This is a genomic window from Chromobacterium sp. ATCC 53434 (assembly GCF_002848345.1).
GTDB lineage: Bacteria > Pseudomonadota > Gammaproteobacteria > Burkholderiales > Chromobacteriaceae > Chromobacterium.
The window spans coordinates 2,483,490-2,495,425 of sequence record NZ_CP025429.1 but is presented as its reverse complement, the minus strand read 5'-3'; the positions used below and the strand labels follow the sequence as shown (position 1 = coordinate 2,495,425).

Sequence of the window (11,936 nt, the reverse complement as noted above, 5' to 3'; positions counted from 1 at the left end):
ACCGTTAAATCGCCCGCGCCGCGCCATCGCGCATATGCGCGCAGGAAAAAATAAGCAGCTGCAATATTTATTATTATGTGAACTGTCTTATTAGTACTTTTGACAGATTAGATGAGGCATGCGGCTTTCGCCAGCGATGGCTTGGGAAGGGCGCGCGGCGGCGCGCCCTTCGGTCGCTCAGCCGCGGCTTTCATCCGGCGGCGACGCCTCGGCGGCCGGTTCCGGCTCCGGCGGGGGCGGCAGGAAGAAGCTCAAGGGCCGGCGCAGGAAGCGTCCGGCCAGCTCCGGAATCAGCGGCAGCAGCATCGAGCCGGACAGCTTGCGCGAGCGCAGCGCCACCCACAGGGCCAGGAAGAAGCTGACGCCCAGATTGACCAGGCCGATCAGCATGACGCCGGCGAAGCCGAGCAGTACGACGGACAGCGGCAGCTGAAAGTCCAGCGACACGCTGGCGAAGGCCAGGTTGGCCGACGAGAAGGTGATGTGGCGTATGTCCAGCGGCAGGCCCAGTATCGTGCCGACGGTCCCGGTCAGGCCGAGGAACATGCCGAAATAGAAGTTGCCGGCCAGCGCGCCCAGATTGTGTTCGATATAGCGGCCCAGCCGGTGGGCGCGGTTTTCACCCAGCACCCGCTGCAACAGCGGGTGGCCGGCGATCCGTTCCGGGATGCGGCGGTAGATCGCCTTGTTGTCGTAATAACCGGCGATCAGTCCGGACAGGAACAGGAACACGCCGGCGATGGCGGCGTGCGGCAGCGCCAGGCTGTGGATGGGGTCGATCTCGTGCAGCAGTTTCTGCGCCTTGGCGGCGTCGACCACCGGCGCGCCGAACAGCGCCTGCCATCCGAGCGCGATCAGCGCCGCCGTCGGTATCGCCAGCGCCACGTTGCCGACGATGGCGACGAACTGGGTGCGCGCCACCTTGACGATCAGTTCGGCCAGGTCCTCCAGCTGCTTCTTGCGGCCGTTCCGTTCGTGCAGCGCCGCGGCCAGCCGCGCCGCCGTCATCGCCGGCTGCTTGGTGGCGATGGTGTAGTGCAGGATCTGCACGATGATGAAGCCTATCGCGTAGTTCAGGCCGAAGGCGACGCCCTCCCACAGCAGCGGCAGGTGTCCGCGCGCCAGCAGCAGCTTGATCAGTGCCATGAAGCCGACGATGAAGCCGGCGCCCATCGCCGCCTTGCCCATCTTGGACCAGTCGCGGCGGTCCTCGGCGATGTAGTGCTCGCCGTGGCGGCCGGCGTGCTCGGTTACCTGCAGCGCCAGCAGCTCGGTATTGGACTTGAACAGGTCGCGCAGGCTGTATTTGCGGTTTTCGGCGCGGGCGAAGTCGGTCAGCAGCCGGAACAGTTCCGGCCGGCTCGCCGGATCGTGCTCGGGCGCCAGCAGCTCCAGCAGCGCGCGCAGCCGCGCGATGCTCTGCGCCAGCCGCAGGCCGTGGTAGGTCAGGCTGACCGAGATGCCGTAACGGGCGGCGTTCTTGCGCACCTTGGCCAAGATGGCCTCGCATTGCTCCAGCAGCACCAGCACCTGCTTTTCGTCTTCAGGCGGCGCGGTGTCGTCCACCAGCGCCTGATGGTAGCTGTCGACATAGCGCTGGACCTCGGCGTTCAGATGCATGAACGGCGAGGCGAAGCGCTCCACCTCCGGGCAGACCCGCACCAGCTCCGGCTCCAGCCCGATGGCGGTGATGCGGGCCGACAGCACCTGCGCCGATTCCAGCAGCTGCAGCCGGGTATGGCGCTCGCTGTCCTGGCGCGGCGCCTCGCTCCAGGCCAGCGCGCGCCACAGCGCGTGCCAGGTGGCGTCCGGCACGGCGGCCAGCCAGCGGTAATCGTGGCGGTGGCAGAACAGCAGGCCGAAGCGGTCGCGCAGCGAATCGGGATTGTAGGGCATGGGCAGCGCGCGTTCGCCGAGACGGCGCAGCAGCGTGGTGCCGAAGCCGTCGTTGGCCAGGATGCCGGCTTCGGTGTACAGCGGAATCTGCCGGCTTTCGGCCAGCAGCGTGCACAGCGTCTGGCGCAGCGCCTGACGGTAGTCCGGATGGTGTTCCAGCAGGAAGGACAGCGCCTGCAGATTGACGGTGGCTTGCTGCAAAGGCTGGCGCTCGTCGGGACGCAGCGCGGCGATCAGCGCCGCCAGCGTCTCGGTGTGGCCGGGGTCGCGGCATAGCCGCCGTAATGCGGATTCCAGGGCGGGCACGGAATGTTCGGTCATGGTTTACCAGGATGGGCGCGCCTGGCCGGCGCGCGGGTTGGAAAAGAGCGTTGTTGTCATTCTAGGGCCTGCCGGCGCGATTGGGTGCACCGCATGGCTGAAAAACCGTTGAGCGCGAGGCGGGAAAAGGGGCTAGGCCATGTGGGAGGCGGCGATTGACACCTTACTAACCAGTAAGTAGAGTGGCCCGATGCATAATGGTTCCGACGACAAGAACGATACCCGCAAGCGCATCCTCGACCTGGCCGAGGAGCTGTTGCTGACGCGAGGTTTCAACGGCTTCAGCTATCAGCACATCAGCAGCGCGCTGGGCGTGCGCAATGCGGCTATCCATTACCACTTCCCGAAGAAGAACGATCTGGGCGTGGCGCTGATTCAACGCTATCGCCGCCGCTTTCAGCGTTTCATCGAGCAGCAGCAGGAGTGGGACGCGCCGCGGCGGCTGGAGAGTTATTTCGGCCTGTCGGACCAGTATTACCAGCAACGCAAGCAAATTTGCCCCAGCGGCATCCTCAGCACGGAGTTCCAAACCTTGCCGGATGATATGCGGGAGGAGGCGGCGGCCTTCATCGACGAGATGAGGCAGTGGGCGGTGGCCATCGTGCGCCAGGGCCGCGACAGCGGCCAGATGGCCTATGCCGGCACGCCGGAGGCTGTCGGCATGATGCTGTTTTCCGCGCTGCAGGGGGGCTTGCAGCTGGCGCGCATAGACGAAGAGGCCTTGCCGTTGTTGAAGCGGCAGGTGAGGGCGACGCTGGGGCTGGACCCGTCGCCCGGCCAACCATAGCAAACGAGAATAATAGAGGGGCTTGACCATGGAGTACCGCAAGAACAGCATGAGCCGCATCGCCGACAAGGTGGGCCGTCTGCCCGTCTCCTGGCGCCGTACGGTGCTGTCGATGATGTTCGGCAAGATCGTTCCGTTCCTGTCCACCGCCGGCCTGCGTTTCGAGGAGGTGGGCCACCAGCGGCTGAGCGTGTCCATCCGCAACCGCAAGAAGGTGCAGAACCATATCCGTGGCGTGCACGCGGCGGCGATGGCGCTGTTGGCCGAGACGTCGACCGGCTTCGTCGTCGGCATGAACATGCCGGACGACAAGCTGATGCTGCTGAAGTCGATGAAGGTCAATTACATCAAGCGCTCGCAAGGCGATATGCGGGCGGTGGCGACGCTGACTCCGCAGCAGATCCAGTCCATGCACGAACTGGACAAGGGCGAGGTGTTGGTCGAGGTGCTGGTGACCGACGATTCCGGCGAATCGCCGGTCATCTGCGAAATGCTGTGGGCCTGGATTCCCAAGAAACGTCCGGAGGCGACGGCGGCATGATTACCCTGCAAACCCTGAGCGTCGAACTGAACGACAAGGTGGCGCTGCTGCGCTTCAATCGCGGCGACAAGGCCAATTCGCTGAATATGCAGATGTGGCAAGATCTGCGCAGCGCGATGGATTGGGCCGACGGCGAGCCGTCGGTGCGCGCGGTGGTGCTGGCCGGTCACGGCAAGCATTTCTGCGCCGGCATCGATCTGGCGATGATGGCCGGCTTGCAGTCGCTGATCGAGGATGCCTGCGAGGCGCGCAAGCGCGACAAGCTGCGGCGGCTGATCCTGGATCTGCAGGACTGCGTCACCAGCCTGGAGCGTTGCCGCAAGCCGGTGATCGCCGCTGTTCACGGCGCCTGTCTCGGCGGCGGCCTCGATGTCGCGCTGGCGGCCGACTTCCGCTTCGCTTCCCAGGACGCGGTGTTCGGGGTGCGCGAGGTCGACATCGGCATGGTGGCCGACGTCGGCTCGCTGCAGCGCTTGCCGCGGGTGGTCGGCGAGGGCGTGGCGCGCGAGCTGGCGCTGACCGGCCGCGACATGGTGGCCGACGAGGCGCTGGAGACGGGCCTGGTCAACCGGGTGCTGCCGGACGCCGACGCGGTGCTGGCTGCGGCGCTGCAGAGCGCCCGGCTGATCGCCGGAAAGTCGCCGCTGGCGGTGCGCGGCAGCAAGGAAGTGCTGAATTACAGCCGTGACCGCAGCGTGGCCGACGGCCTGCAGTTCGTCGCCGGCTGGAACGCGGCGATGCTGATCTCGGAAGACCTTCAGAAGGCCGCGATGGCGGCGATGATGAAGCAGGAAGTCAGCTTCCGCGATTGAGTCCGCCGCGGCGGAAATGAAAAGAGGCGCCCTGGGGCGCCTCTTCGCGTTGGCGGGCCGCGCTTACTTGGCTTCGCCGCCGACGGTGGACACCACTTCCCACTTGCCGTTCTTCACCTGATAGACGGTGACGGCGCCATTCTTGATGTCGCCCTTGTCGTCGAAGGCGATCTTGCCGGTCACGCCCTGGTAGTCGCTCTTGCCGACTTCCGGCAGATAGACTTTCGGATCGGAGGACTTGGCGCGCTTCATCGCGTCGACCAACACCATCACCGCGTCGTATTCGAACGGCGCGTAGATCTGCACGTCGGTGTTGAATTCCTTCTTGAACTTGTCGTCGAAGGCCTTGAAGCCGGGCATCTTGTCGCGCGAGATGCCGCAGCTGGACGCGTACTGGCCTTCGGAGGCGTCGCCGGCCAGCTTGATGAATTCCGGCGATTGCCAGCCGTCGCCGCCCATCAGCTTGGCCTTGATGCCCAGGCGCTGCATCTGCTTGGCCAGCGGGCCGGCCTGGGCGTCCATGCCGCCGTAGAAGACCAGGTCGGGCTGGGTGGCCTTGATCGAGGTCAGGATGGCGTTGAAGTCGGTGGCGGTGTTGTTGGTGAACTCGCGCTTCACCACATTGGCGCCCTTGGCCTTGACCGCGCCCTCGAACTGGTCGGCCAGGCCCTGGCCATAGGCGGTGCGATCGTCGATGATGGCGATTTTCTTCGCCTTCAGCGTGCCGGCGGCGAATTCGCCGAGCGCCTTGCCCTGCTGCACGTCGTTGGCGATCACGCGGAAGGTGGTCTTGAAGCCCTGCTTGGTATAGTCCGGATTGGTCGCCGACGGGGAAATCTGCGGGATGCCGGCATCGGAATAGATCTTGGACGCCGGGATGGTGGTGCCCGAGTTCAGGTGGCCGACGACGCCGACGACGCCTGCGTCGACCAGGCGCTGCGCGACCTGGGTGCCGATCTTGGGGTCGCCCTGGTCGTCTTCCGACACCAGTTCGAATTTGACTTTCTTGCCGCCGATCTCGACGCCCTGGGCGTTCAGGTCCTCGATGGCCAGCTTGGCGCCGTACTCGTTGTCCTTGCCGAGGTGGGAGATCGGACCGGACATCGGCGACACCTGGCCGATCTTGACGACGGAGCCGTCGCCGCCCGAGGCGGCTGCCTGGGCCGGAGCGGAGGAGGCGGCCTGTCCCGAGGCCGGCTCGTCCTGTTTGCTGCAGGCCGTCATGGCGATGGCGGCGGTGGCGATCAGGCTGAGGCGAGCGTATTTGTTCATAGAGCGTTCCCCTGTATCTTTTCTGTAGACGTCGATGATCTCTTTAGATAAACCAACAACACCATTAAGCGGCGGTCAGTTGCAACTGATTATGGTAAGCAGTTTGCAACAGTGTCAATGCGGTGAGGGGCCGGTGCAGTGAATATAGGACCTTTATTTGTTTTTTGCGGCAAACAAGTTGAAAACGGGCAGGTGGCGAAAATGGCCACATGCCCGTTTTTATTGCTAGTTGGCTGATTTGAAAGGTTTTTTAGTCGGCCTGTCCGTCGCGGCGGCGGCAGCTTGATGTCAGCTGGATGCCCCCAGGCGCTGTGCCCGCGCCAGTCTCTCGACGCCATCTTGTGCCGGGTTTTTCAGCCAACCATTCAGATTGCTGCCGACGATATCGGCCAACGCGGCAATCCATTGCGGGTCCTCGTTCAGACAGGGAATGTAGCGGAATTCGCCACCGCCGCCGCCGAGGAAGGTCTGCTTGCCTTCCATCGCGATTTCCTCCAGCGTTTCCAGGCAATCGCCGACAAAGCCGGGGCAGACCACGTCCACCGTGGCGGTCCCGGCCTTGCCCAGCTCCGCCAGCACCTCGCTGGTATACGGTTTCAGCCACTCGGTGCGGCCGAAGCGGCTCTGGAAACTGATGACGTATTGATCGGGCCGCAACTGCAGCGCCTCGGCCAGCAGCCGGCCGGTCTTCTGGCATTCGCAGTGGTAGGGATCGCCCTTGTCGCGAGTGAAGCGCGGCACGCCGTGAAAGCTCATCACCAGCTTGTCCGGCTGCCGTTCGCGTTGCCAGTGTTCGCGAATCCGCGCCGCCAGCGCGGCGATGTAGCCGGCGTCGTCATGGAAGTGGCGCACCACGCGGACCTCCGGCATGTTGCGCAGCCGCGTCAGCACGCGGAAGGCCTCGTCCAGCGCGGTGGCGCTGGACGAGGCGGCGTACTGCGGGTACAGCGGCAGCAGCAGCAGCCTCTCCACGCCTTGTTCGCGCATTTTTCCCATCACGCTCGCTATCGACGGATTGCCGTAGCGCATCGCGTAATCGACGATCAGCTCGCCGTGGCCCATCTCGTCCAGCCGGCTTTTCAGCAGCCTGGCCTGGTCGCGGGTGTGCGTCAGCAGCGGCGAGCCTTCCCGGGTCCAGATGGCGGCGTATTTCTTCGCCGACTGTTTCGGGCGGGTATTCAGGATGATGCCGTTCAGGATCAGCCACCACGGCAGCCGCGGAATCTCGATGACCCGGGGGTCGGACAGGAATTGTTTCAGATACGGGCGCAGCGCCCGGGCGGTCGGCGCGTCGGGGGTGCCCAGATTGATCAGCAGCACGCCGGTTCTGGGCGCGTGGTCGTGGCGGAAAGCCGGTTCGGGCAGATAGCGGGGCATGGCCATCCTTGGGATGCGGGTTGGCGGGGCGCCGGCGGCGCCCCCGGGATTCAGTCTTCGCGGGCGGGCGCCAGCACGGTGCGGTTGCCGTTGCTTTCCATGGCGGAAACCAGGCCTGAGGCCTCCATCTGCTCGATCAGCCGCGCGGCGCGGTTATAGCCTATGCGCAGATGGCGCTGCACCGACGAGATCGACGCCTTGCGGGTCTTCAGCACGATGGCGACGGCCTCGTCGTAAAGCGGGTCGGCCTCGCCGTCCGCCTCGCCGTCCAGGCCGGCGGCCGAGGCGCCGTCGTCGCCGTCGGCCTGGCCGCTGAGTATGCCCTCGACGTAGTTGGGCTCGCCGGTGGTTTTCAGGAACTCCACCACGTGGTGCACTTCCTCGTCGGAGACGAAGGCGCCGTGCACGCGGTTGGGGTAGCCGGTGCCCGGCGGCAGGTAGAGCATGTCGCCCTGGCCCAGCAGCGCCTCGGCGCCCATCTGGTCCAGAATGGTGCGGCTGTCTATCTTGCTGGACACCTGGAAGGCGATGCGGGTCGGGATATTGGCCTTGATCAGGCCGGTGATCACGTCCACCGACGGCCGCTGCGTGGCCAGGACCAGGTGGATGCCGGCGGCGCGCGCCTTCTGCGCCAGTCGGGCGATCAATTCCTCTATCTTCTTGCCGGCCACCATCATCAGGTCGGCCAGCTCGTCTATCACCACCACCACCAGCGGCAGCGTGTCGAGCGGCTCCGGCGTTTCCGGCGTCAGGCTGAACGGATTGGGGATCTTCTCGCCGGCCTTGTCGGCGTCCTTGATCTTCTGGTTGAAACCGGCCAGATTGCGCACGCCCAGCTTGGACATCAGCTTGTAGCGGCGCTCCATCTCGCCGACGCACCAGTTCAACGCGTTGGCGGCCTGCTTCATGTCGGTGACCACCGGCGCCAGCAGGTGCGGAATGCCCTCGTAAATGGACAGTTCCAGCATCTTCGGGTCCACCATGATCAGCCGCACTTCCTGCGGCGTCGCCTTGTACAGCAGCGACAAGATCATCGCGTTGATCGCCACCGATTTGCCGGAGCCGGTGGTGCCGGCCACCAGCACGTGCGGCATCTTGGCCAGGTCGGCCGACACCGGCTGGCCGGCGATGTCCTTGCCCAGCGCCATCGTCAGCCGCGAGGCCATGTTCTGGTAGCCGTCCGAGCCTATGATCTCGGTCAGGCGGACGATCTGCCGTTTCGGGTTCGGCAGCTCCAGGCCCATATAGGTCTTGCCCGGTATCGTCTCGACCACCCGGATCGAGACCAGCGACAGCGCGCGCGCCAGGTCCTTCATCAGATTGACGATCTGCGCGCCCTTGACGCCGACGGCCGGTTCGATCTCGTAGCGGGTGATCACCGGGCCCGGATAGGCGGCGATCACCTTGACGTCGACGCCGAAGTCGGCCAGCTTGCGCTCGATCAGCCGCGAGGTGTATTCGACCGTCTCCTGCGATACCGGCTCCTGCTGCTCCTTCGGCGCGTCCAGCAGGCTCAGGCCGGGCAGGGCGGCGTCCTTCGGGTCGGAGAACAGCGATTGCTGCACCGGCTTCTGCGCCTTGGCCGATACCGGCACCTCCAGCACCGGCGGTTCGATGCGCACCGGCGTGGTTTCTTCTATCTTCTTCTTGGCGACCGACACCTTCTCCTCGCGCTTCTGCGCGGTCTCCTTGCCGATCTCGCGGTCTTTCCTGGCTTGCCAGCCCTGCCACAGCCGGATCGCGCCGTCTTCCAGCGCGCCGCCTATCTTTTCCATCAGGTCCAGCCAGGACAGACCGGTGAACAGCGAGAAGCCGATGGCGGACAGCACGCCCAGCAACAGATAGGCGCCGGACAGGCCGAGGCCGCGGGAGAAGCCCTTGCCGATGAAATGGCCCAGCATGCCGCCGGCTTCCAGCGGCAGCGTCACAGCCTTGCCCTGCAGCACGATGGCCTCGAAGCTGGCGCTGGACAGCAGCAGCAGGAAGAAGCCGCCGACGGCGGCGGCGGTGATCGGATTGAACTTGAAGCCCAGCGTCTCGATGCGGCGGTAGCCCCAGCCTATCGCGACCAGGCAGAACACCACCAGCCACCAGGCGGAGAAGCCGAAGACGTACAGCAGCATGTCGGACAGCCAGGCGCCGAAGGCGCCGCCGTAATTGCGGACGGTGGGGTCGGACGAGCTGTGGGACCAGGACGGGTCGAGCGAGGAGTAGCTGGCCAGCACCAATACCAGATAGACCGCCGCCACCGCCATCAGCAGCCACCATGCTTCGCGGAGCAGGGCGGACAGCTGCGGCGGCAGCGAGGTCTGGGTGTTCTTGACTACGGCTTTGCGCTTGAAAAATCGCATTTTTTGCATAATTGGCTATGACAGCAGACGATTATAGCCTGATGCGCTGTGTTTCACCTCTATCGCGGATACAGGGCGCCCAGAATTCGCGGGCCTTGCGCGCCGGTCACCTCCGGCAGATTGCCCGGTTCGCGGCGATCGAAGCGCCAGCCCAGCCAGGCGAAGGCGACGGCCTCGATCAGCTGGGCCGGCAGGCCCAGCGCCTCGATCGCCGCGACGCGCTGGCCGGACAGCAGGCGGGCGATCTCGGCCATCAGCGCGCCGTTGCGGGCTCCGCCGCCGCAGACGTAGACCGCCTGATTGTCCGGGCAATGCCGCACGATGGCGTCGGCGATCGCGCGGGCGCTGAAAGCGAGCAGCGTGGCCTGGACGTCCCGCGGCGCCGGCGCGGCCGGCAGGGCCGCGACATGCCGCTCCAGCCAGGCGTCGTCGAACAGGTCGCGGCCGGTGCTTTTCGGCGGAGGCTGATGCAGATACGGCTCGGCCAGCATCGCGGCCAGCAGCGGCGCGTGGACGGCGCCCGAGGCGGCCCAGCGGCCGTCGTCGTCGTAGGGCCGGCCGGTGTGGCGGCGGCTCCAGGCGTCCATCAGCATATTGCCGGGGCCGCAGTCGAAGCCTATCGCCGGCAGGCCGCGGTGCAGGCGGGCCAGATTGCTGATGCCGCCGATATTGAGGATCACGCGGCGCTCGTCCGGGCTGGAGAACGCGCTTTGCTGGAAGGCCGGCACCAGCGGGGCGCCGTGGCCGCCGGCGGCGACGTCGCGGCTGCGGAAGTCGGCGATCACGTCGATGCCGGCCAGTTCGGCCAGCCGCGCCATATTGCCTATCTGTATCGTGTAGCCGGCGTGCGGCGCGTGGCGCACCGTCTGGCCGTGGCAGGCGACGGCGCGGATGTCGCCGGGGCGGCGGCCGGCTTTTTCCAGCAGCTCGCGCCCGGCGCGGGCGTAGATCTCCGCCAGCCGGTTGCCGAGCCGCGCGCCGCGGTCCAGCTCGTCGTCGCCGCGCGGCTGCAGCGCCAGGATCTCGGCGCGCACCTCGTCGGGATAGGGCAGCGCGTGGTCGGCCAGCAGCTCGGGGCGGCCGGCGGCGTCGAAACGCACCAGGGCGGCGTCGACGCCGTCCAGACTGGTGCCGGACATCATGCCAATATATAAGTCGCTCATGTTCGCCATGCGGTTCAGTCGATTTGCGCGACGTTGACCGGGATGCTCTGCAGCAGCTCCAGACGGGCGCTCAGCGTCCGGCGCTGGGCGGCGAACTGCGCGATCTGGGTCTGGTTCAGCCCGGGCGTCGGCAGGGCGTTGGTGGCCGGGTCCACCGGCTGGTCGTTGATTCTAACCTCAAAATGCAGATGCGGGCCGGTGGCGCGTCCGGTGCTGCCGACATAGCCGAGCACATCGCCGGCCTTGACCTTGCCGCCGGCCCGTATGCCTTTGCCGAAGGCGCTCATATGGGCGTACAGCGTGCTCAGTTTCGCGTTGTGGCGGAGCATCACCACATTGCCGTAGCCGTTTTCGCGCGTCACCTTGACCAGTTCGCCGTCGGCCGGCGCGACGATGGGGGTGCCGGGGGCGGCGGCGTAATCTATGCCGGAGTGCATCCTGAGCGCGTGCAGCACCGGATGCAGCCGCAGGCCGAAGCCGGAGCTGATGCGCGCGCCGCTCAGCGGCTGCCGGCTGAAGCCTTTCTTCACCGGATGGCCGGCGGCGTCGTAGTAGGCGCCGCTTTCGCTGTCGTGGGCGAAGTAGTAGGCCTGGTGCAGCTTGCCGTCGCGTTCTATCGACACCGCCAGCAGATTGCCGCTGGCGATGGCGGCGCCGGCGTAGACCATGGTCTCGTACACCAGATTGATGCGGTCGCCGCGTTTCAGGCTGGACAGCGGGAACTGATCGGAGAACACTTCGGCCAGCTGGTTGCGGATATCGGCCGGCACGCGGGCGGCGGCCAGGTCGGCGGCCGCGCCGCGGCTGACGGCGATCGAACGCACCGTTTCGACGCTGTCGGCCGCCACCGGATCGGCGCTGGCCTGCCAGCGGCCGTCGCGCTTCTCCAGCGCCACCAGGATCTGTTCGCCGTTGTCGTCGTCCTGCAGGAAGCGCAGGCCGAAAAGCTCGCCGACGTCGTTGGTCTGCATCGTCAAGGTGGCGCCGACTTTCAGCTTCAGCAGCTTCTTCGCCTGCGGGCTGTCGCCGTACAGCAGCTCGCGCACCTCGGCGTCGCGTATGCCGACGCGGTTCAGCACCCGCGCGACGGTGTCGCCGCGCTTGATCGATTCGTCGCGCCAATAGCGGGTCCGGCTGTCGGCGAAGCGGAATTCCGGCAGCGCCAGCCTCTCCACCACCTGCTGTTGCCGCACCTGTTCGGGCAGGGTCTCCTTGGCGCCGGTGGCCACGGCGAAAGCGGTGGCGGTGCCCAGCAGCGGCAGGCAGGCGGCGACGCCCAGCCAGCTCAGATGGTGGTTGAGCAGTCGGGACGCGCATTTTTGCGGGATGTGTAGCAGTTTGCGATAATCCATCATTTTTCCGGGCAGGCCTGCGCCTGCCTATGCAAAATAGTGATCAGGATCCGGCGCAGCCATG

General features: G+C 66.1%; 9 protein-coding genes. 3 read left to right on the top strand and 6 right to left on the bottom strand.

The genetic code is table 11. From position 1 onward, the window contains the following. Positions 1 to 177: 177 nt before the first annotated feature. Positions 178 to 2,217: a site-specific recombinase gene (locus CXB49_RS11385; protein WP_101708503.1), complete on the bottom strand. Its 2,040-nt coding sequence runs from the start codon at positions 2,215 to 2,217 to the stop codon at positions 178 to 180. 190 nt (positions 2,218 to 2,407) lie between these two features. Between CXB49_RS11385 and CXB49_RS11380 the strand changes: the two genes are divergently transcribed. Genes CXB49_RS11380 through CXB49_RS11370 form a run of 3 tightly spaced genes read left to right on the top strand, consistent with a single transcriptional unit; the run spans position 2,408 to position 4,357 of the window. After that, on the top strand, positions 2,408 to 3,004 hold the full coding sequence (locus CXB49_RS11380; protein ID WP_101708502.1) for a TetR/AcrR family transcriptional regulator: 597 nt from the start codon (positions 2,408 to 2,410) through the stop codon (positions 3,002 to 3,004). 28 nt (positions 3,005 to 3,032) lie between these two features. Continuing rightward, entirely contained in the window at positions 3,033 to 3,545 is a 513-nt protein-coding gene (locus CXB49_RS11375) for a DUF4442 domain-containing protein (protein ID WP_101708501.1), read from the top strand. Continuing rightward, positions 3,542 to 4,357 carry a crotonase/enoyl-CoA hydratase family protein gene (locus CXB49_RS11370; protein WP_199406832.1) on the top strand — a complete coding sequence of 272 codons (816 nt, stop codon included), beginning with the start codon at positions 3,542 to 3,544 and terminating at the stop codon, positions 4,355 to 4,357. Before CXB49_RS11375 ends, CXB49_RS11370 begins: the two co-directional genes overlap by 4 nt. 63 nt (positions 4,358 to 4,420) lie before the next feature. Here the strand turns inward: CXB49_RS11370 and CXB49_RS11365 are convergent, their stop codons facing one another. The 5 genes from CXB49_RS11365 to CXB49_RS11345 all read right to left on the bottom strand — a co-directional run bounded on the left by CXB49_RS11365 (position 4,421) and on the right by CXB49_RS11345 (position 11,872). Beyond that, positions 4,421 to 5,629 carry a branched-chain amino acid ABC transporter substrate-binding protein gene (locus tag CXB49_RS11365; protein ID WP_101708500.1) on the bottom strand — a complete coding sequence of 403 codons (1,209 nt, stop codon included), beginning with the start codon at positions 5,627 to 5,629 and terminating at the stop codon, positions 4,421 to 4,423. 288 nt (positions 5,630 to 5,917) lie between these two features. Next, positions 5,918 to 7,006 carry a ferrochelatase gene (gene hemH / locus CXB49_RS11360; protein ID WP_101708499.1) on the bottom strand — a complete coding sequence of 363 codons (1,089 nt, stop codon included), beginning with the start codon at positions 7,004 to 7,006 and terminating at the stop codon, positions 5,918 to 5,920. A 50-nt stretch (positions 7,007 to 7,056) separates the two neighbouring features. Continuing rightward, positions 7,057 to 9,357, bottom strand: coding sequence for a DNA translocase FtsK (locus CXB49_RS11355; protein WP_101708498.1), 2,301 nt, complete (start codon positions 9,355 to 9,357; stop codon positions 7,057 to 7,059). Between the two features lie 59 nt (positions 9,358 to 9,416). Then, positions 9,417 to 10,520: an anhydro-N-acetylmuramic acid kinase gene (locus tag CXB49_RS11350; RefSeq protein WP_101710685.1), complete on the bottom strand. Its 1,104-nt coding sequence runs from the start codon at positions 10,518 to 10,520 to the stop codon at positions 9,417 to 9,419. A gap of 14 nt (positions 10,521 to 10,534) precedes the next feature. Then, positions 10,535 to 11,872, bottom strand: a complete 1,338-nt coding sequence (locus CXB49_RS11345) for a M23 family metallopeptidase (protein ID WP_101708497.1) — start codon at positions 11,870 to 11,872, stop codon at positions 10,535 to 10,537. Positions 11,873 to 11,936 lie beyond the last annotated feature (64 nt).

What these genes read in the sequence shown, in the direction of transcription:
- hemH (WP_101708499.1), bottom strand. Translation starts at nt 7,006, where the DNA reads ATGCCCCGCTATCTGCCCGAACCGGCTTTCCGCCACGACCACGCGCCC.
- CXB49_RS11375 (WP_101708501.1), top strand. Translation starts at nt 3,033, where the DNA reads ATGGAGTACCGCAAGAACAGCATGAGCCGCATCGCCGACAAGGTGGGC.
- CXB49_RS11370 (WP_199406832.1), top strand. Translation starts at nt 3,542, where the DNA reads ATGATTACCCTGCAAACCCTGAGCGTCGAACTGAACGACAAGGTGGCG.
- CXB49_RS11355 (WP_101708498.1), bottom strand. Translation starts at nt 9,357, where the DNA reads ATGCGATTTTTCAAGCGCAAAGCCGTAGTCAAGAACACCCAGACCTCG.
- CXB49_RS11365 (WP_101708500.1), bottom strand. Translation starts at nt 5,629, where the DNA reads ATGAACAAATACGCTCGCCTCAGCCTGATCGCCACCGCCGCCATCGCC.
- CXB49_RS11380 (WP_101708502.1), top strand. Translation starts at nt 2,408, where the DNA reads ATGCATAATGGTTCCGACGACAAGAACGATACCCGCAAGCGCATCCTC.
- CXB49_RS11345 (WP_101708497.1), bottom strand. Translation starts at nt 11,872, where the DNA reads ATGGATTATCGCAAACTGCTACACATCCCGCAAAAATGCGCGTCCCGA.
- CXB49_RS11385 (WP_101708503.1), bottom strand. Translation starts at nt 2,217, where the DNA reads ATGACCGAACATTCCGTGCCCGCCCTGGAATCCGCATTACGGCGGCTA.
- CXB49_RS11350 (WP_101710685.1), bottom strand. Translation starts at nt 10,520, where the DNA reads ATGAGCGACTTATATATTGGCATGATGTCCGGCACCAGTCTGGACGGC.